This window comes from Streptomyces sp. NPDC030183, assembly GCF_055573455.1.
In genome coordinates this window covers 93,701-112,983 of the sequence record NZ_JBVIBK010000007.1, presented here as the reverse complement: position 1 = coordinate 112,983, position 19,283 = coordinate 93,701, and the positions used below count along the sequence as shown (strand labels likewise).

19 protein-coding genes and 3 pseudogenes are annotated in these 19,283 nt (G+C 71.2%); 12 read left to right on the top strand and 10 right to left on the bottom strand.

The genetic code is table 11. The annotated features are described in order from the left end of the window. Positions 1–17: 17 nt before the first annotated feature. The 6 genes from ACZ4Z2_RS10500 to ACZ4Z2_RS10475 form a co-directional block, all read right to left on the bottom strand. Positions 18–965, bottom strand: a complete 948-nt coding sequence (locus tag ACZ4Z2_RS10500; RefSeq protein WP_468074373.1) for a type II secretion system F family protein — start codon at positions 963–965, stop codon at positions 18–20. Between the two features lie 118 nt (positions 966–1,083). After that, complete coding sequence (locus tag ACZ4Z2_RS10495; protein WP_468074371.1) at positions 1,084–2,424, bottom strand: CpaF family protein; 1,341 nt, start codon at positions 2,422–2,424, stop codon at positions 1,084–1,086. Positions 2,425–2,538: 114 nt separating this feature from the next. Next, the gene (locus ACZ4Z2_RS10490; protein ID WP_468074689.1) at positions 2,539–2,814 is read right to left on the bottom strand and encodes a hypothetical protein; all 276 of its coding nucleotides are present in this window, start codon (positions 2,812–2,814) and stop codon (positions 2,539–2,541) included. Between the two features lie 887 nt (positions 2,815–3,701). Next, positions 3,702–5,315 carry an AAA family ATPase gene (locus ACZ4Z2_RS10485; protein ID WP_468074369.1) on the bottom strand — a complete coding sequence of 538 codons (1,614 nt, stop codon included), beginning with the start codon at positions 5,313–5,315 and terminating at the stop codon, positions 3,702–3,704. Between the two features lie 151 nt (positions 5,316–5,466). Next, entirely contained in the window at positions 5,467–6,198 is a 732-nt protein-coding gene (gene cpaB / locus ACZ4Z2_RS10480; RefSeq protein WP_468074367.1) for a Flp pilus assembly protein CpaB, read from the bottom strand. 61 nt (positions 6,199–6,259) lie between these two features. Next, complete coding sequence (locus ACZ4Z2_RS10475) at positions 6,260–7,132, bottom strand: hypothetical protein (RefSeq protein ID WP_468074366.1); 873 nt, start codon at positions 7,130–7,132, stop codon at positions 6,260–6,262. Positions 7,133–7,487: 355 nt separating this feature from the next. On the opposite strand from ACZ4Z2_RS10475, the gene ACZ4Z2_RS10470 reads away from it, so the two are divergent. The 4 genes and pseudogenes from ACZ4Z2_RS10470 to ACZ4Z2_RS10455 form a co-directional block, all read left to right on the top strand. After that, complete coding sequence (locus ACZ4Z2_RS10470; protein ID WP_468074364.1) at positions 7,488–9,200, top strand: chitinase; 1,713 nt, start codon at positions 7,488–7,490, stop codon at positions 9,198–9,200. A gap of 195 nt (positions 9,201–9,395) precedes the next feature. Next, on the top strand, positions 9,396–10,091 hold the full coding sequence (locus ACZ4Z2_RS10465; RefSeq protein WP_468074362.1) for an RNA polymerase sigma factor: 696 nt from the start codon (positions 9,396–9,398) through the stop codon (positions 10,089–10,091). Beyond that, positions 10,088–11,200, top strand: a complete 1,113-nt coding sequence (locus ACZ4Z2_RS10460) for a CU044_5270 family protein (RefSeq protein ID WP_468074361.1) — start codon at positions 10,088–10,090, stop codon at positions 11,198–11,200. Before ACZ4Z2_RS10465 ends, ACZ4Z2_RS10460 begins: the two co-directional genes overlap by 4 nt. Then, positions 11,197–11,511 (top strand): annotated as a pseudogene (locus ACZ4Z2_RS10455) (transposase); the annotation flags it as partial. The gene ACZ4Z2_RS10460 and the pseudogene ACZ4Z2_RS10455, both read left to right, overlap by 4 nt. 78 nt (positions 11,512–11,589) lie before the next feature. Here ACZ4Z2_RS10455 and ACZ4Z2_RS10450 read toward each other — a convergent pair. Next, positions 11,590–12,201, bottom strand: coding sequence for a TetR/AcrR family transcriptional regulator (locus tag ACZ4Z2_RS10450; RefSeq protein ID WP_468074359.1), 612 nt, complete (start codon positions 12,199–12,201; stop codon positions 11,590–11,592). Between the two features lie 192 nt (positions 12,202–12,393). Between ACZ4Z2_RS10450 and ACZ4Z2_RS10445 the strand changes: the two genes are divergently transcribed. Then, a complete protein-coding gene (locus ACZ4Z2_RS10445; RefSeq protein ID WP_468074357.1) occupies positions 12,394–12,825 on the top strand; it encodes a nuclear transport factor 2 family protein in 432 nt (143 codons plus the stop codon). A 10-nt stretch (positions 12,826–12,835) separates the two neighbouring features. Beyond that, complete coding sequence (locus tag ACZ4Z2_RS10440; RefSeq protein ID WP_468074355.1) at positions 12,836–13,057, top strand: hypothetical protein; 222 nt, start codon at positions 12,836–12,838, stop codon at positions 13,055–13,057. 43 nt (positions 13,058–13,100) lie between these two features. On the opposite strand, the pseudogene ACZ4Z2_RS10435 reads toward ACZ4Z2_RS10440, so the two are convergent. After that, positions 13,101–13,343 (bottom strand): annotated as a pseudogene (locus ACZ4Z2_RS10435) (transposase); the annotation flags it as partial. A gap of 282 nt (positions 13,344–13,625) precedes the next feature. On the opposite strand from ACZ4Z2_RS10435, the gene ACZ4Z2_RS10430 reads away from it, so the two are divergent. From ACZ4Z2_RS10430 to ACZ4Z2_RS10420, 3 genes and pseudogenes are all read left to right on the top strand, one after another. After that, a complete protein-coding gene (locus ACZ4Z2_RS10430; protein ID WP_468074353.1) occupies positions 13,626–14,453 on the top strand; it encodes a nuclear transport factor 2 family protein in 828 nt (275 codons plus the stop codon). 312 nt (positions 14,454–14,765) lie between these two features. Next, positions 14,766–15,089, top strand: a pseudogene (locus ACZ4Z2_RS10425) (CocE/NonD family hydrolase); the annotation flags it as partial. Positions 15,090–15,103: 14 nt separating this feature from the next. Next, complete coding sequence (locus ACZ4Z2_RS10420) at positions 15,104–15,331, top strand: hypothetical protein (RefSeq protein ID WP_468074705.1); 228 nt, start codon at positions 15,104–15,106, stop codon at positions 15,329–15,331. A 95-nt stretch (positions 15,332–15,426) separates the two neighbouring features. Here the strand turns inward: ACZ4Z2_RS10420 and ACZ4Z2_RS10415 are convergent, their stop codons facing one another. Further along, positions 15,427–16,602, bottom strand: coding sequence for a DUF1266 domain-containing protein (locus ACZ4Z2_RS10415; protein ID WP_468074351.1), 1,176 nt, complete (start codon positions 16,600–16,602; stop codon positions 15,427–15,429). Positions 16,603–16,985: 383 nt separating this feature from the next. On the opposite strand from ACZ4Z2_RS10415, the gene ACZ4Z2_RS10410 reads away from it, so the two are divergent. Further along, a complete protein-coding gene (locus tag ACZ4Z2_RS10410) occupies positions 16,986–17,339 on the top strand; it encodes a hypothetical protein (protein ID WP_468074349.1) in 354 nt (117 codons plus the stop codon). Positions 17,340–17,357: 18 nt separating this feature from the next. Next, complete coding sequence (locus ACZ4Z2_RS10405) at positions 17,358–17,843, top strand: hypothetical protein (RefSeq protein WP_468074347.1); 486 nt, start codon at positions 17,358–17,360, stop codon at positions 17,841–17,843. A gap of 9 nt (positions 17,844–17,852) precedes the next feature. On the opposite strand, the gene ACZ4Z2_RS10400 is transcribed toward ACZ4Z2_RS10405, so the two are convergent. Next, positions 17,853–18,605, bottom strand: coding sequence for a hypothetical protein (locus tag ACZ4Z2_RS10400; RefSeq protein WP_468074345.1), 753 nt, complete (start codon positions 18,603–18,605; stop codon positions 17,853–17,855). Positions 18,606–18,738: 133 nt separating this feature from the next. Here ACZ4Z2_RS10400 and ACZ4Z2_RS10395 point away from each other — a divergent pair, with 133 nt between their 5' ends. Further along, positions 18,739–19,248, top strand: a complete 510-nt coding sequence (locus tag ACZ4Z2_RS10395; protein WP_468074343.1) for a SigE family RNA polymerase sigma factor — start codon at positions 18,739–18,741, stop codon at positions 19,246–19,248. Positions 19,249–19,283 lie beyond the last annotated feature (35 nt).

Genomic DNA, 19,283 nt, shown 5'->3' with positions numbered 1-19,283 from the left:
GGGTCACGGCTCCCTTCTCATACTTCGATCTTGCCGAGGCGGCGGATGACGAAGAAGCCGATGGTGTACAGGCCGATGGAGACCAGGACGAGGACCTGGCCGAGGGGCGAGCCGGTCACGCGGGCCAGAGCGCCGTCGTTCGAGGAGTTGATCAGGAGGAGGGAGCCCAGGCCCAGGAACGGGACCGTGAACGCCGTCGCGTTGACCTCGGAGAGCATCGTGCGGACCTCGCGTCGGGTCTCCTTGCGGTCCTCCAGGGTCTGGGTGAGGTTGCGAAGGGAACTGACGACCGTGCCGCCCGCCTTGTTGGACAGGACGAGGGTGGTGACGAGAACGATCAGTTCACGGGACGGGAGGCGTTCGGCGAGCTCGCCGAGGGCGTCGTCCACGGAACGGCCGAGGGCCAGCTGGTCGGCGACACGGGCCAGCTCCTCCCCCGCCGGGGCCTCCAGTTCCTCCGCCGCCATAGCCAGGGCCGTGCGCAGGGCGAGACCGGCGGCCGTGGCGTTGGCCAGGAGGCGCGCCACGTCGGGGAGTTGGTTGATGAACGCCTCGATGCGCTTCTGGCGCTGCCAGTTGAGGAAGATCGCGGCGGCCCAGATGCCGACGGCGCCGGCGATCGGGCCGAAGAACGGGGCGAGCGTGGCGGCGGCGATCAGCCACAGGGCGACCACGAGCATCGCGACGTACGTGGCGAACTCGCCCGCCGTCAGGTCGAGTCCCGTCGTGGTCAGGCGGAGGTGGATCGCCCGGCCGAGGCGGGTGCGGCGCAGTCTGCGGTCGACGGCCGTGAACCGTCGGACACGGCCGCTCGCCGTGCGGAGCGGGCCGCCCTGGCCGCCGGCGAGACGATCGACCAGGGCCTGGCGCTGGGCGCGGCCCGAGGCGAAGGTGTGGGCGCCCGCGACGGCGAGGGTGCCGCACAGGACGGTGGCGCCGAGGGCCAGCAGGGTGGCGTTGTTCACCGGGCGCTCCTTTCCCTGGTCGCTGGGTGGGCGGGGGCTGTGGGATGGGTGGGGGCTGTGGGATGGGTGGGGTGGTCGGGGGGCGCCGGGTTGTTCTGGGGTGCGGGGCGGTTTCGGTTCATCCGATCGCCTGCCTCGTGTGGAGTACGTCGATGGCCTCCGCCACGCCGTACGCGGGCGGCAGCGGCTCGTTCGCCACGTACAGCTTCTCCGCGACGGGGCGGGGGATCGGCAGGTGTTCGAAGCGGCCGTGGACGACGCGGTCGGCGCCGAGGGGGTCCGGGACGAAGCGGGAGACGGTGGCGATGCGGAACTGCTCGCGGCCGTGCGAGACGAGCAGCGCGATCTCGGTGATCTTGCGGGAGCCGTCGGCGAAGCGGGTCAGCTGGACCACCACGTCCACCGCCGAGTTGATCTGGTCCTTGAGCGCCTCGAAGGGGATGAGGACCTCGGACATCGAGCCGAGGGTCTGGAGCCTCATCAGCGCGTCCTCGGCCGAGTTGGCGTGGACCGTGGCGAGGGAGCCGTCGTGGCCCGTCGACATCGCCTGGAGCATGTCCAGGGTCTCGCCGCCGCGGACCTCACCGACGATGATGCGGTCCGGGCGCATACGGAGTGAGTTGCGGACCAGGTCACGGATGGTGATCTGGCCCTTGCCCTCGATGTTGGGCGGCCTCGACTCCAGGCGGATGACGTGGTCCTGCTGGAGCTGGAGTTCGGCCGAGTCCTCGATGGTGATGATGCGTTCGCGGGGCGGGATCAGGCCGGAGAGCGCGTTGAGCAGGGTCGTCTTGCCGGTGCCGGTACCGCCGCTGACGATCACGTTGAAGCGGGCGCGGACGAACGCGGCGAGCAGCATCAGCATCTGCTCGTCCAGGGAGCCGAGGCCGATGAGTTCCGGCAGCGTGTACGCGCGCGGGAAGCGGCGGATCGTGAGGGTCGGGCCGGTGAGGGCGAGCGGGGGGATGATGACGTTGACGCGTTCGCCGGTGGGGAGGCGGGCGTCGACCATGGGGTTCGACTCGTCGACGCGGCGGTTGACCGTGGAGACGATGCGTTCGATCGTCTGCATCAGCTGGTCGGTGGAGGCGAAGCGGAGGGGGAGCTGTTCGACCCGGCCGGCTCGCTCGACGAAGATCGAGTCCGGGCCGTTGACCATGATCTCGGTGACGGAGGCGTCGGCGAGGAGGGGTTCGAGGACGCCCAGGCCGAGGGCCTCGTCGACGACCCTGCGGATCAGCTGGGAGCGTTCCGCGGAGGAGAGGACCGGGCCCTCGCGGCTGATGATGTGGCCGAGTACGCGTTCGAGGCGGGCTCTGCGGTCGGCCGCCGTCAGGGCCGACATCTCGGCGAGGTCGATCTCTTCGAGGAGCTTGGCGCGGTAGACGGCCACGAGGTGTCCGTCCTCGCGTCCGGTTGCCCCCTCGTCGGGGGCGGCGATACGGGATCGCAGGCTCATCTTTTCGTCAACTCCTCTCGGGGGTGGGCGCTGTGCGGGGTGGTTCGCGTCGGGGTGACGCTCGCCGGGTTGCTCTCGGTGGGGTGGTTCGTTTCCGTTCGGTCAGGGTTCCGTTCAGTCCTCGTCCCTGTCGTTCGGCATCGTCGCCGTGCGTTCGAGGGTGACCGGGTCGAAGAGGGGGATCACGGAGGGGACGGTGACGGTGACTGTGGCGGTGGTGGTGTCGGGGCCCTGGTCGGGGCTCACGACAGGGTCCAGCCAGCCGCTCGCCGCGGCCTGGCCCGCTGCGGCGCCGTCGTTGCCTAGGGACTGTGCGCGGGCGGCCGCCCTCGCGGCTGAGCCTGCCTGGCTGGCGCCGTAGCCGATGAGGCCGAGTTGGACTGCTGCCATTGCCACCAGGAGGAGGATGGGGAGGAAGCCGGCGAACTCCAGGATGGCCGCGCCTCGGTCGTTGCGGTGGCGTGGGGGTTCGGTTGCTGTGTCTTCGGGCGCGGGTGGGGCGCCTTCGGGTGCGCGTGGGGCGCCTTGGGGTGCGCGTGGGGCGCCTTCCGGGGCGGGTGTGTCGCCTTCCGGGGCGGGTGGGGCGCCTTCGGGTGCACGTGGGGCGCCTTCCGGGGCGGGTGGGGCGCCTTCCGGTGCGCGTGGGGCGCCTTCGGGTGCGGGGTGGGTCGGGGGCGCGCCGGGGGGTGTCCGTCCTCGGAACGGCGCGAAATCGGTCTCTCGGGAAGCCGGACCAGTTGACGCGCCAACCGCTGCGGGCGGACACCCCCCGACACACCCCCTCACGTCCGTACGCGGCCAACCCGCCGCACGGGCTTGCGCCGGCTCCAAGGCGCGTTCCCGGTCGGCCGTGCGCGGCCGGCCCGCCGCGAGGGCTTGCGCCGCCTCGGTGGCGTGTGTCGAGCCGGTCATGCGCGGCCAGCCCGCCATCCCCGCCTGCGGCGCCTCGGTGGCATGCGCCGAACCGTACGTGCGCGGTCGGCCCGCCGTCCCCGCCTGCGCCGCCTCAGTGGCACACGCCGCGGCGTTCGAGCGCGGCCAGCCCGCCGTCCCCGCCTGCGCCGCCTCAGTGGCACACGCCGCGGCGTTCGAGCGCGGCCAGCCCGCCGTCCCCGCCTGCGCCGCCTCGGTGGCACACGCTGCGGCGTTCGTGCGCGGTCGGCCCGGCGTCCCCGCCTGCGGCGCCTCGGTGGCGTGTGTCGAGCCGGTCGTGCGCGGCTCACCCGGCGCGAGGGGGCGCGTCGGGTCCGGTGTGTGTGGCTGAACCGTGCTGGGGGTCACGGGGACTTCTCCAGGGCCGCGCCTGCTTCGCCGTGGACCGTCCAGCCTGCGTCGAAGCCTGGGAAGAAGAGGGGGACGGGGGCCTCGACCTCGGCCTTCATGACCGTGCCGTTGGCGGTGCAGTCGATGGACGTGTCGCTCCAGGCGGCGGGGAGGTGCTGGGTGCCGGCGGCCTGGCAGGTGCCCGGGACGTCGCCGTCGACGGCGTGGGCGGCGGTGGCTGCGCGGGCGGCCTCGTCGGCGGCGTTGCCCGCGAGGGAGTAGGTGTAGCCGTAGAGGGCGGCCTGCCAGAGGATCGTCATGACGATCAGGAGCAGGGGGAACATCCCGGCGAATTCGAGGGTGACCGAGCCCCGGTCGCCGCCCTTGCGGCGCAGGACGAGGGCGCCCCGGTCGGAGGACGGCTTGCGGCGGCGGCCGCCGCCTCCGGTCTCCTGGGGCGTGACCAGTTCGAGTTCGCCGGCCAGGGACCACAGGGCCTGCTTGACCGTGGAGCGGGCGTCCAGGTCCTGGAGGCGGCCCGCGTCGACGACGGACTGGAGGTCCTTGAAGGCGGCGGGGACGGCGTTGCGGGCCACCTTCGTGCCGGTGACCTTCTCGATGAGGGGCGGCTGGATCTCCGTACCGCGCGAGTGGCGGTTGACCACGGTGAGGGTCTCTTCCGCCTTGCGGATCTGGAGGCGGTCCCAGAGGCGGACCATGCGTTTGGCGGCGCGGACGGCGACGACGTCCGGGGTGACGAGGAGGACTGCCTGGTCGGCCATCTCGACGGCGGCGGCGGTGGCCGCGGTCATCTGTGAGCCGCAGTCGACGATCACCACGTCGTGCCGGGAGCGCAGGGTCGCGAGGACATGGCGGGCGACGCGGTCCGTCACCTCCTCGCCACGCTCCCCCTCGGCGGGCGCGAGGAGGAGGGAGAGGCCGGTGTCGTGCGCGAACACCGCCTCCTGGAGGACGCGCGGGTTGATGTCCGTGATGCCGGCGAGGTCGGCGACGGAGCGGCGGAACTGCACGTCGAGGTACGAGGCGACGTCCCCGGACTGGAGGTCCAGGTCGAGCAGGGCGACCGTACGGCCCGACGCGGCGGCGGCGAGGGCGAGTTGGACGGCGGTGACGGTGGCGCCCACGCCGCCCTTGGCCCCGCTGACGGTGACGACGGTGCCGCCGGGGCCCGCGTACAGCTCGGGGGTGCTACTGCCGAGGTGGCGGCGCATGCCGGCCGACCAGGCGGCGGCGGCCTGGACGCGTTCGGCGAGGGCGTCGTAGGAGAGGGGGAGGTTGACGATGCCGCGGGCGCCGGAGTCCATGGCGGCGGTGAGGACACCGGTGCTGGTGTCGGAGGTGACGAGGACGACGCCGACCGCCGGGAAGCGCAGGACGAGGTCGCGGACCAGGTCCAGTGCGGGGACCGGACCGATGCGTTCGTGGACCAGGACCACCTCGGGCAGTTCGTCGAGGGAGTCGGCCGCGAGGCGTGCCAGGGTGTCGAGGAGGGCGGTGGAGTCGGGCACGTGCGGTGCCGGTTCGGCGTCGGCGAGCTGGCTGAGCAGGGTGGTCAGGGCGCGGGCCGAGTCGATGTCCCCGACGGCGGGGAGGATGCGGATGGTCATCGGCGGTTCCCCGTTCCCGTGCCGGACGCGGTGGACGCGGTGGGCTCCCCCGGTGACGTCTGTCCCTGGTCACTCATCAGCATGCCCAGTCGCAGGGGCATTCGACGCATTCCCGTTCGGGGTGTCCTCGTGCGGACGTTGCGGACCGACCTCATCGCGCGGTCTTCTCCTTGTCCTCGTCGAGGGTGTACGAGCGGTCGTCCGGTACGACGACCGTGGCGTCGCCGCCCCCGACGAGGGCGAGACGGACGTGTTCCGCGAAGGACTCGGCGAACGCGACGCGCTGGGCGTCGGCGGTGTCGAGCGCGAAGGTGATCGGCACCGCCTCGGTGACCGTGCGGCGGCGTTCACTGCTGGACTGGCCCGGTTCGAGTGGGGTGAGCGTGCCGACGTCGATGACGCGGGCGTCGGAGACCATCAGCTTGGAGGTGTCCTTGCCGGAGTCGCTGTCCTTCTCCTCGAACGTGGCGTAGATGTTGACCAGCGATCCGGGGTTGATCTTTCCGGCCACGCCGGTCGACGCGTCGATCATGATCGCGATCTCCTGCTGTCCCGGCTTCAGTTCGGGACGGTCGACGATCATGTCGGACTGGAGGAGGGAGCCCTTCTCCAGCCGGGTGACGGCGATCTTGCCGCGGATGTCGGCCAGGTCGGTTATCGCGGTGTCCGACAGCCATCGTTCCGGCATCGAGATCTTCTCGAACTGGCCGGCGGACAGCTCCTTGTAGGGAGCGATGTCACCCTTCAGCCGGTACGCCGTCACCTCCGGTCCGACCTTGGAGTTCACGTCGCGGATCACCGAGAGCACACCGGCGAAGGCGGCCAGGGCGCACAGGGCCGACAGGACCAGCAGGATGACGCCGCGGCGCTGGCGCGAGTTCACTGAATCTCACCTCGTGGGGACGTGCCGGGCAGTGGAGCGGACCTGCTTGCGCGTACGTCCGTCATGGGGCCCCTCGGGGCAGGGCGCGGGCCGGGGCTGGCTCGGGTTCGCGCAGCGGGGCCGCGCAGAATCCGCAGCGGTCGCCGATGAGTTCCAGCCCGCACCAGTGGCAGGTCTCCCGGCGTACGGAGGACACGAGCTGGTAGAGCACGGAGACGTCGGAGAGTCCGGCGGCGAACTCGACGAGTTTCCCGGTCCCCCACCAGCGCACGGACCCCTCGGGCAGCGGCACGGTGGCGGCCCCCTGCACCTTCCAGGCGGGCGCGAGGGTGGCGGTCACCCAGTCGGACGGCGGCTGCGGCCCCTGCGCGACCAGCAGCCGGGTGCCGAACTCGGGCCCCGAGAGCGGTTCCTGGCCGGCCACGTTCAGCCGGACGAGCTGGGGGCGCGGGGCCGCCAGTACGGCGAACTGGGTCCCCGGCATCCAGGACTTGGCGTGCGCCTTGAGGGTGACGGGGATCCGGTCGAGCTTGGCGACCGAGCCGAGGTGGGCTCCGGCGTAGATGTAGTGCGCGAGGAGGCGTACGGAGGAGGCGAGCACGCCCGGGCTGAAGTCGCACGCGGACAGCTGGCGCAACTGCTGGGCCAGCAGGGCGAGTCCGAGGGGCGGCAGGTCGACGCCGAGCAGGGCGATGCGGTCGCTCTCCAGGACGGAGCGGACCGTCTGGAGCCGCCGGGTGACGGCGAGTTCCTCCGGGGTCGCGCCGGACGCCTGGTGGAGGGCGATGACATAGCCGTGCTGCTCGATGAGCGCGTGCATGCCGAGCAGGGAACTCTCCAGGGTCTCCTGCGGCTGTACGGCTGCGGGCGGTGTCTGCCGGTCGTGCGGTGGGAGCACCAGGTCGGAACTGGTGACGGCTATCGCGGTCGGCACGCTGCACACCACCCCGTTCACTGCGGCGGGGTGGTCGGACCACCGCCTCAGTCGGCCCCTGGGAGGGCGGCACACGACTCGCCGTCCCTCCTGCATCGTCTTGCATCAGCACCATATCCACGGCATGGCCCGATCAACACCGGATCTCCTTGATCAACTCACCGAAGGTGCGGCCCGTATCCACACAGAGTGAGACGCATATGCCCCAACTCGACGGGCGAACGGGGAGGTTGGCGCGCCCTTACGGGTGAACGGGTCCCGGAACGGAGTATTGACAACCCGATTGGTCTGGACCAACTTGTACGTCCAGCGGTGGCCACCGTCCTCATCTCCCACTCCCCACCGGAGGCACCCCGTGGACCGCGTCTCAGGCATACCCCCACGCATACGCAGATGGGCGGCGGGAGCCGTCACCGCCGTGCTGGCCGCCGCCGGCCTCACCCTCACCGGGGCGGCCCCGGCGTCCGCCGCCGACGTCAACAACGTCAAGAACACCGGCTTCGAGTCGGGCCTCGCGAACTGGACGTGCTCGGCGGGCAGCGGCACGACCGTCTCCTCCCCCGTGCACGGCGGCGCGGCGGCCCTGCGGGCCACCCCGGCCGGGCAGGACAACGCGCGCTGCACCCAGACCGTGGCGGTGAAGCCGAACTCGGCGTACACGCTGAGCGCCTGGGTGCGGGGCGGTTACGTCTATCTGGGCGCGACCGGCACCGGGACGACCGATGTGTCGACGTGGACGCCGGACTCGTCGGACTGGAAGCAGTTGAGGACCACCTTCACGACGGGCGCCTCGACGACGTCGGTGACGGTGTACACGCACGGCTGGTACGGGCAGGCGGCGTACCATGCGGACGACGTGTCGGTGTTCGGGCCCGACGGCGGCGGTGGCGGCGACCAGCCGCCCACGATCCCGTCCGCCCCGACCGGCCTCACCGTCTCGGGCACCACGTCCTCGTCCGTGTCCCTGGCGTGGAACGCGGTGCCGGGCGCGACGGGCTACACCGTCTACCGCGGCGGCACGAAGGTCCAGGCCGTCAGCGGTACGTCCGCCACGGTGACCGGGCTCGCCGCCTCCACCTCGTACGCCTTCCAGGTCACGGCCGTGAACACGGCGGGCGAGTCGCCCAGGTCGGCGACGGTCACGGGGACGACGACGGCGACGCCAGGCGGTCCGGGCACGGGTCTGCCCCGGCACGCGGTGACCGGCTACTGGCAGAACTTCAACAACGGGGCGACGGTCCAGAAGCTGTCCGACGTCCCGTCGCAGTACGACATCATCGCCGTGGCCTTCGCCGACGCCACCTCGACCCCGGGCGCGGTGACCTTCGACCTCGACTCGGCGGGCCTCGGCGGGTACACCGTCGACCAGTTCAAGGCGGATCTCAGGGCCAAGCAGGCGGCGGGCAGGAAGGTCATCGTCTCGGTCGGCGGTGAGCGCGGCACGGTCGCCGTGAACGACGCGGCCTCCGCGACGAACTTCGCCAACTCCGTGTACTCCCTGATGCAGACGTACGGCTTCGACGGCGTCGACATCGACCTGGAGAACGGCCTCAACGCGACGTACATGACGCAGGCGCTGCGTGCCCTGGCGGCGAAGGCGGGCCCCTCGATGGTGCTCACGATGGCCCCGCAGACCATCGACATGCAGTCCACGTCCAACGCGTACTTCCAGACGGCGCTGAATGTGAAGGACATCCTGACCGTCGTCAACATGCAGTACTACAACAGCGGTTCGATGCTGGGCTGCGACGGCAAGGTCTACAGCCAGGGCTCGGTGGACTTCCTGACCGCGCTCGCCTGCATCCAGCTGGAGGGCGGCCTCGCCCCGTCCCAGGTGGGACTCGGGCTGCCCGCCTCGACGCGGGGCGCGGGCAGCGGGTACGTCGCGCCGAGCGTCGTCAACAACGCCCTCGACTGCCTCGCCCGGGGGACGAACTGCGGCTCCTTCAAGCCGCCGCGGACCTACCCCGACCTGCGCGGCGCGATGACCTGGTCGACGAACTGGGACGCGACGGCGGGCAACGCGTGGTCCAACGCGGTGGGGCCGCACGTGCACGGGCTGCCGTAGGGCGGCGACGGGTGACCGTTTCGCCGGCGGTGCCTCCGGGTGCCGCCGGTGTTGCCTTGGGTGCGGCCGGTGCTGCCTCTGGGTGCCACCGGCGGACGTGTCACCCCTCCCCCTCCACCTCTGTGGCGTACGTCACCGGAACGCGCCTCGGCTCGCGGAGAGGCAAGGGTGTGAGGTGGAAGAGGTGCATACGAGATGAGTGAGGCCGGCGACCCCCTGCGGGCGCGCGTACGGGCCGGTGACCGGGCGGCGTTCTCCGAGGTCTACGACGGGTACGCGCGCGCCGTCTACAACCACGCCTACCGGCTCACCGGGGACTGGTCGACGGCGGAGGAGGTGATGGCGGACACCTTCCTCGACGCGTGGCGCACCAGGGAGCAACTGGCCCCGGACGGCGGTTCGCTCAAACCCTGGCTGCTCGGCATGGCGACCAACAAGGCCCGCAACGCCAACCGGGGCCTCGGTCGCCGACTGGCCTTCCTGGCCCGCCGCCCCGCCCCCGGCCCGGTGGCCGACTTCGCCGACGAGACCGCCGGGCGCGTCGACGACGCGCGCCGGCTCGCCGCCGTACGGGAGGTGTACGGACGGCTCCGGCGCGGCGAGCGGGAAGTGCTGGCGCTGTGCGTGTGGTCGGGACTCGACTACGCGCAGGCCGCCGAGGCGCTGGGCGTTCCGGTGGGGACGGTCCGGTCACGGCTGTCGCGGGCGCGGGAGCGGCTGCGGCGGCTGACGGACGAGCGGCTGGGCGAAGGGGCGGGCGGAGGGCCGAACACACAGCGGGGGAAATTCATCGCGAAACGTGAGGAACCGGGGCGCCGCCGCGGAGAGGTAGAGGGTGAGGCCGCGTTCGCGGCCCTTCGACTCAAGGAGATTCAGGAGGGATCCCGATGAACGAGGAGCTGGCCCGACTGCTGCCGCCCCCGGCCGAGCGGGACGTCCCTGCTGGTCGCCTCTCCCACCACAAGGAACGTCTGATGCGACTCATCGACGAGGACCGGGCCGACGCCGCCTCCACCACGCCTACTGCCCCTGCCGCCACCGGTGGCGGCAGGGACGGCGCCGCCCGCGGGCCGCGCCTGCGGATGCCGCGCCCGGCGCTCTGGCTGCCCGCCGCCGCGCTGACGCTGGCCGGGGCGCTGACCGTCGGGCTGGTCACGACCACGGACTCCGGCCTCGGCGTGCGGACGTCCGACCGGGAGACCGCGGTCGTCCTGCTCGACCGTATCGCCGAGGTCGCCGCGAAGACGGAGGTCACGCCCGTACGCGACGACCAATTCGTGTACGTCAGGAGCGTGACGGCCGGGGCGGAGGCCAAGGGCGAGAGCGGCGTGTTCGAGCCGGGGAAGCCGTACGAGCGGGAGGAGTGGGTGCCGCAGGAGCCGGGCCCGGTGAAGCAGGTGGCCCTGCACTACGACCACGGCGGCTACGTCCCCGTCCGGGAGCTGCTGCCGCCGGGGTCGCCGGGGACGCCCGCGGGCATCGACCGGCCCACGTACAAGTGGCTGGCGTCGCTGCCGACCGACCCCGACCGGCTCCTCGCCCGGCTCTACCACCTGACCAGGACCTTCGAGGGCCAGGAGAAGGCCCAGGCCGTGTTCGACAAGATCGGTGAGCTGCTCGGCGCGTCGGTCATGCCGCCGGAGACCGCCGCCGCGCTGTACGAGGCCGCCGCGAGGATCCCCGGGGTGACCCGGATCGAGGACGCCGTGGACCCGGCCGGACGGCACGGCGTGGGCATCCGCCGGGTCGACGGGCACGCCGGCTGGGCCACCGAGTGGGTCTTCGACCGGGAGAGCCTCGAGTACACCGGCCGGCGCAGCTATCTGACGGCCGACGGTCCGATGGGCAGGAAGGGGACGGTCATGGACGAGTCGGCGGTGCTGGAGCGGGCGGTCGTGGACAAGTGGCGGGAGCGGCCGGACGCTCGTGGCGACGTCGGGCTGCACCTGGCGGCAGCTGCCGCCGGTGTTCGGCCCGGCCTGGCCACAGCCTCGGCCTGAAGCCGCTCGTTTGCGGCATCCCGCCGATCCGCTCCCGGCGCGGCCCGCGCCGTCGGCGACCGGCCAAGCTCCATGCCGGCAAGGGCTACGACTACGACCACCTGCGCCGGTGGCTACGCAAGCGGGGCATCCACCCCCGGGTCGCCCGCGAAGGTATCGAGTCCTCGCAGCGGCTGGGCCGCCACCGCTGGGTCGTCGAGAGGACGGTGTCCTGGCTCGCCGGCTGCCGACGGCTGCACCGCCGCTACGAGCGCCAGGCCGAACACTTCCTGGCCTTCGTCGGCATCGCCGCAGCCCTGATCAGCTACCGCAGACTCGCCCACCGAAACGACGTCCTGCAGTCCCCAAGCGCGCCGACCGCATCCGCGTCGGCAGTGGTCCAGCCGCTGTCAGGACACGCTCGGCCCCGTCCGGGGCTCGAGGAGAGCGAGGGCGAACTCGAACGCCCGATCGACCCGCGCGCGGTCTCCCGAGACGAGAAGGTCGAGCTGAAGCCCCCGTATCTGAGCCAGGAGCAGGGTGGCCAGGGCTGACGCGTCCTCGGGCGCCCACCCGTCCTGCCTGAGCCACCCGGAGATGAAATCGACGACCTCGGCGTCCATCGACCGCGCCAGCTCCCCGCCGTCGCCGGACTGCCACGCCTTGCCGGCGACCACCTCGAACAGGAGCAGGAACTGCCGCTGCTCCTTCGGCTCGCACAGCCGTCGCCAAGTGACCCTCAGCAGCTCTGCCGTCGACCCGGCTTCCTGGAGTTCCCTGTCGGCGGTCACCTGAGCGAACAGATCGGCGCGGATCTTCTCCAATACGCACTTGATCAGCTCGTCCTTCGACGAGAAGTGGCGCAGCAGCGTCGCATGGGTCACCCCCAGCGCCTGGGCCACCGGACGCAGCGACAGGCCGGCGATGCCGTGATCGAGGACGTACTCGGTCGCCGCGGCCAGCAACTCCGGCCGCCGGTGCTGAAACCGGAGGGTCCGCCCGTCGACGCGCTCGGAACTCATCAGCTGTCGCCCTCCTCCGCTTGCCTGGTCGAGTAAGTGTACCAACTGGTTGCCCTAACCGAGTGGTACTGCTACTTTTTGACGCACCGGAGCCGGAAGCCTCCGCATCGGTCGGGCCCCTGAGGGACGACGATGACTGATCCGGCACGGGTACCGATTGCCGGACCTTCCATCACGACAAGGACACTGCTGATGACTGACACGACGAAGACATTGATGACCGACGACGAGACGGCAGTCCGCGCCGCGAGCACGGCCTTCGCCCAGGCGATGCAGGCGATGGACCCCGAGGCGATGAAGGATCTGTGGGACGACGGCTACGAGCACCTGGTCTACCAGCCGGAGGAGATCGAAGCCGCCCTCACGACGTGGGACTCGATCGTCGACTACTGGCGCCGGCTTCCGGGATTCGTCGACCGGGTCGAAGGGCGTGAGTACAGCAGCCACGTCGCTGTGCTCGGCGATGTCGCGCTCGTCTACTGGCGGGGCCACACCACGGTCGCGTTCAAGGACTCCAGCGACTCACTCGCCGGCGACTCGCGGCTCTCGGCCGCTCTGCGCCGGACTGACGACGGTTGGCGATTCATCCACTGGCACGAGTCGCGCCAGCTCGTCGCCGGGTGAGAGCACGACCATGCGTACGGGAGTTCCGCAGCTGTCACGCGGGGAAGCGGGTTTCGCTGAGCGCCCGCACGGGCTGGTGTTCAACAAGCTGCGGTTCGACCGTGCACGCGACCTCGTCGTCCCGCCACGGCCCGACGACGAGGTCAACGCCGCGGTCCGCCGTGCAGCGACGTACGCGGCGTACGGCCGGAAAGTCGCCGTCCATACCGGCGACCACTGGGAGCACTGCTGACCCGGGTGACCGGTCGTCCCCTCAGCGAGTACATGCAGGAAAAACGGTGTGAGCCCCACCGGTCGAAGCGCCGGTAGACCGTCGGCCGGGCCGGGCCGAACACCGGGGGCAACTGCCGCCAGGTGCACCCCGAGGTGGCCACGAAGAAGATCGCCGCCAGGCATTCGCGGTCTCCCGCCCGCCGTCTGCCTCCGCCCTGCGGACGCTTCATCTCCGTCGGCGGGACCACTCGGCGAAACAGCACCCACAACTCGTCCGGTACCAACCGCTCGACCGGATCCGTCATGCGCGGCTCAACGAGCGATCACGCCCAAGGAAGCGACCTCTAAGTCGTCGCGCTGCGCGGCTGCCGCAACAACACTCATCACGCAAGGAAACCCTACGAGGAGTCTGCCATGGTGCAATTCCCCCCTGTTCTCCCGGGTCACGAATTTCACGCGCCCAACCGTTTCGAAGTGAGTCTTGAGGACGTCGAGGTTGAGGGCGGAATCCCGCGGGAAACCAACGGGATCTTCCTTCAGGCCGGCGCCGACGAGCTCGTCCCCGCGGCTGCCGGAGGGGCGCCGTGATGCCATTCGACTATGCCGCCTACGAGGAGGCTTTCAACGCCGGGGACGACGATGCCCTGGTGGAGCGTTACTTCACCGAGGACGCCCGGTTCTCCGGGTCGAGCGTGGACCTGCGTGGCCGTGAGGAGATCCGGGCGTTCCTCCATCAGACCCATGACGGCATCCGCGAGACGATGCGGCCGCAGGTGGTCACCCGCAGCGGCACCCACGTCGCCGCCGAGATCGACACGGATTTCCAGGCGACCGAGGACCGGCCGGACTTCGTGTTCGGGCCGCTCGCTCGCGGCGAGCTGACCACGGTCAAGTTCTTCGTCACCTACGAGCTCGACGCCGCGGGGGAGAAGATCGCCGCGCTGCGGGCAGCGACCTGGAAGGCCGGACAGGGTGTGAGCCCCGCACCGACCCGGATCACGCCGACCGCCGCCGGACGGCGCGCCTTCCTGGACTACCTCATCTCGCTCAGCACCGCGAACACCGAACGGTTCCTCCTCTTCTTCACCGACGACATCGAGCTGACGGTGCCCTCCGTGGGCGTGCTGCGCGGACGGGACGCCGTGGCCGCGTTCTACGGGAAGATGTTCCAGACCGTCCGAGAGAACATCACCGCGCACGCGGTGATCATCGACGAGCACGGCATCGCGCTGGAGGCAACCACGCGCCTCACGGCCGTCGTGGACGCGCCGGACTTCCCCGTGCCCCTGAGGCAGGGCGAGAGTGTCGAGAACGACTACTTCATCCACTACCGCCTGCATGACGGGCGCATCAACCGCATCGACCTGGCACCCCGCGGCGAGTTGCGGGGACCTTTCGTCGCGGAGTCGGCATGACCGATTACCTGTTCCGCGCACCCGCTGTCGACGCCGGAGTCGCGGGCCGGCCACCCGCCGCGACCGCGGGTCGAACGGCGCAAGGGCATGCTCATCGAGCGTGACATCGCCGTCGAGGTCTCACCGGGTGTACACGTCTACGCCGACGTGTACCGGCCGGGCAACGAGGAACCCGCGGCCCCCTGATCAGCTGATCGCCGTACGGCAAGCACAACCCGGCGCCGATCGGGGTCATCTGCACGGCCAGCGGCGTTCCGGCCCGAGGACACCTCACAGATCACCACCTTCGAGGCCCCCGACCCGCAGTATTGGGTGCCGCACGGCTACGCGATCGTGTGGGCCGACATCCCCGGTACGTGGTACTCCGAAGGCCGCGCCGCGTACTGCTCGCCACAGGAGGCCGAGCAGTACGCGGCGCTGATCGAATGGGCCGGCACCCGGCCCTGGAGCACCGGGTAGATCGGCCTGTCCGGAGTCTCCTGCCTGACCGTGTCGCAGTTGCGGGTCGCCGAGCTCAATCCCCCGCACCTGGCCGCGATCAACCCGTGGGAAGGCTGGACGGACACCTACCGCGAGGTGGTCCGGCACGGTGGCATCCCCGAAACCTGGTTCCGGGGGCGTCCAAGAGCGCACTACTCGAACGTATCCAGGTGCCCGCGTTCGTCGTCGCCAGCTGGTCGGACCAGGGCCTGCACACCCGGGGCACGCTCGAAAACTTCCGCCGCATCTCCTCGCTGGAGAAGTGGCTGGAGGTCCACGGCCGCGAGAAATGGGCCCACTACTACGACCCCGCCTCGATCGAGCGGCAGAGGACCTTCTTCGACCACTACCTCCACGGGCGCGGGCCCGGCCCGGCGGACTGGCCGCGCGTCCGCTGAAGCCGGTGGGACCCGAGGGGGGCCTGGCCGCTCCGGCGGCGGGCCCCCTTCGGCCGGCATGGGCCGGCGAGCCGTGCGATCAGGGCCGTCAGTGCTCACCGGAAGGGAATGTTGAGCCAGGGGCTGCCCGGCTCGGACATCAGGATGCGGTGGGCGGCGGCCATCTCCGTGTACCAGTCGCCGAACTCCTCCTCGTCGAAGTGCAGACAGCGTCCGAGGATGTACCCGGCGGAGAAGTCCCGCCACGACCGATACTCGACGGCCGCCGCGCGCCCGGCCCGTACGACCGCGGCCTCCGCCTCCTTCAGCGTCCCGAAGCGGGCGCCGAGCCCCCACCGGGCCATCTTCGAGGCACGGCCGAGGTCCCATGCCTCGACGGAGGTGACGTACCGGTTCTCGTCGAGGATCCCGTCGGCGCGCATCCGGGCCTCGTACCGGGCGATGCGTCCGATGAGCCGCCGGACGCCCTCGACGTGCGCCTCGGTCTCCACCTCGGGAAGCGGGTCGTTCCTGGTGACGCCGTCGGGGCCCAGGGTCAGCGATCCTCCGGCCTTGGCCCGCAGCACCTTCTCGGCGGCCTGCTTCCAGTAGCCGACGTCGACCAGCCCGCCGAAGTCCCGCGCGATGCCCTGGCGCAGGGCGAGCGCGAAGCCCCAGACCGGGCTGGAGCCGCGGCAGTCCAGGAGCTCGTCCAGACGGCTTCGCCACTCCTCCCGGGTGGTGATGCCCCACCATTCGCGCAGCCGGGTGCGTTCCCCGGTGTAGCCGGTGCCGTGCCAGGCCATGGCGTTCCAGAGGGAGCCGTTGTTGACGCACAGCAGGGCCCCGCAGGCCAGGCCGTGGGCGACGGAGCCGTACAGGGGGCCGCCGATGCTTAGCGCGCGCAGCGTGGGGCCGAGCCGCGGCGGACCGAGCCGTTCGGAGGGCTGGGCCCACGCGGCGGAGTGCGGTGGTGCCGCCGGCAGGAACGCCTCGCACGGGCTGCCGGGATTCACGACGATCGTGGACGGGTCGGTGGGCCGCCAGACGCGCGCGAAGAAGGCGAGGGTGGCCCGGTCGAACACCCGGTGCTCCTCGGGGGCGGGCAGCATCCCCTCGGTGTACACCGCCCAGGCCAGCCCGCCGGGGACTCGCGGGTCACGCCCGAACACGGCGTACGTACGGCTGGGCGTCGCGTCCGCCGGGGCGCGCTCGATCTCGAAGTAGAGGTGGTTGCGGGCGAGGGTGTCGACGTAGGCGGCCCAGTCACCGCGTTGCTTGGAGTGGAGCAACGCGGTCTCGACGTCGGTCGGCGCGACCCAGGCAGGCGGGGCGGGCGGGGTGGAGGCGGGGGACGGGGCGGGCGGGGCGGGCGGAGCGGACGGGACAGGCGGACCGGATGCGACGGGTCCGAAACCCCCGGCCGACGGCCCGAACCCCCCGGTCGACGGCCCGGATCCCGCGGGCGGCGGCCCGGATCCCGCAGGCGGCGGCCCGAACGACATGCTTCCCCCTTTTCTGCACCGGCTGCCCCGACTACCCCGACTGCACCGGCTGCTCCAACTGCCCGTCAACGGCTGGCCGGAGCCCTGCCGGCCGACCGAAGTCGGCTGCTGTACAAGGGCAAAGGCAACGCCGTTGCAGCCCTCGACACACCGATGCGATGATCGCACGCATGTCTGATCACGGGGCGACCGGTGCCACGTCGGACGGCGTACGCCGTCCGAGGATCGCCGACTACGCGGAGCTGTCCGCCCCGCCCGAAGCCGATTCCGACCTCCCCCGGCGACGTTGCCGGGTCCCTCGTCTCCGCCGACGTCGCAACGCCGCCCGCCGCCGGTGTGAAGGCGCCGCGCTGCTGGGCGAGTTCCGCCGTACGAGCGGATTTTTGGCGGTCGTGCGCGAGAGGTGCGACGGCCAGGACAACCGCCACGGCAATGACGCCGAACGGCGGGACCACCCGCTTCACGTACGACGAGTGGACCACCCGGTCTCCGTCACCGGTCCCCTCGGCTCACCCCGCCGGTAGCGGCCGGGCATCAACAGAATGAATGACGAATTCGACGTTCGCGTCCAGATCAGGGGTGAAGAAGCGCAATGGCGGATGCTGGTCGAGGGAGAGGGGCCATGGCGTCTGCGGCTCAAATCCCCCGACGAGATCGAATTCTCAGCGATCGGCGACAATGCTTTCGAAGCATTGCGGTCGATCCGTGAGGAGGTGGCCCCGAGAGGGGTCATCCTTTGCTGCAACGGGTCGCGAGCCGATGTGAGACCGTCTGGCTTTTCCGCTTCGCACGGCGCTTGGATGATCTATGTTCTCCACATGTGGCGCCCGTCCACCGTGCGCGACCTTGTGCCGATCTTCGGTTACGCACCCCCCAGCAAAGTCGCCTCCGTGGAGGAGCAGGACGCCTACTGGGAGCGCCACCTCAAGAACAGGAAGAATTTCCTGAACTTCATCAACCCGGTCTGGTGGGTCTATTTCCTCACGGCATCTCGGGGAAAACCCAAGTGGCGGGATAGCACTCCTTGACCCCGTCGTCTACCCCATCGGCCGGTAGTAGCCCAGTACCTGGGCCAGGTGGGGGAACCACTCGTGGAGGCGGGATCGGGGTTTGGCCTCGACTGTGCACTCGAAGAAGCTGCCGTCCAGGTGGATCACCGCGACCATGAGGGCCTTGCCGTTGGGGCTCGCCTTGTAGTGGACGCTGCGGATCTCGGGCCAGGGGAAGTCGACGGAGACGCCGTGGTCCTCGAAGGCCACGCCTGACGCGTCGATGACGATGGAGTTGCGGCGGTCGACCGCCAGGAACTCCGGGCCGTGCTGCGGCTGGGTGGCGTACGCCGGGGACTGCGGCTGCGGCTGCGGCGGTTGTGGGTAGGGGTGCGCCTGCTGCGCGTATGGCTGGGGTGCGTACGGCTGGGGCTGGGGCGGCTGCCCGTACGGCTGCGGTGGTTGGGCGTACGGCTGTGGTGGTTGGGCGTACGGCTGTGGTGGTTGGGCGTACGGCTGGGCGTATGCCTGTTGCGGGTACGCGTACGGCTGCGGCTGCGGCTGCGGCGCGTACGGCTGCGGGGCCGCCCCCGGCGGTGGGGGTGGCGGGCCGAAGCCCGGGGGTGGTGTCGGCGCCGGCGCCGGCGGTTCCGGGTGCAGTGAGGGTGCCGGACCCGTCGTCGGGGGCGGCTCCTCCCCCGGCTGCCCTCCCGGCGGTGCCCATGGCTGCGTCTGCGGCTGCGGATCCGGTTGCCCTTCCGGCCGTTGCGGTGGCTGGTGGCCCTGTTCCGGCTGGTCCATGGGTGTGCGTCCTTCTGCCCCGTCGGTGTGACTCGTACCGCACCGTATCCCTCTTCCTTCGGTGAAACATTCCCCGGGGGTCACCGCATCAAAGGAGTGACAGGCCGACGAGCCCGGCAGGGGGAAGCCAGAGATGAGATCAGTCCGCGCGGACGGGTACCAGGAGTTCGCGGCGGCGCGCGCGGGGCATCTGTACCGGTCCGCGTGTCTGCTCACCGGCGGGGACACACACCTCGCCGAGGACCTCGTACAGGAGACCCTCGGGCGGCTGTATGTGAAGTGGGGCCGGGTACGGCGGACCGACAACCCCGCCGGGTACGCGCAGACCGTGCTGACCAGGGTGTTCCTCGCCCATCAGCGGCGGCGCAGCAGCAGGGAACGGGCCACCCATGTGATTCCGGACGTGCCCGCCGCGCCCGGGTCCGACTCCTCGCTGCGACTCACGCTCGTGGAGGCGCTCGCCCAACTGCCCGCCAAGGACCGGGCCGTGCTGGTCCTGCGGTACTGGGAGGACCGGTCCATCGAGGAGACCGCCGCGGCCATGAACGCCAGTTCGGCGGCGGTACGGACGCGTTGCGTCCGCGCCCTCGCCCGACTGCGCGTCCTCCTCGGGGACGGCATCGGTGAGTACGTCACGCCCTGAGGCCCCTGGGCCCCGCTCCCCCCTCCCCGGCATCC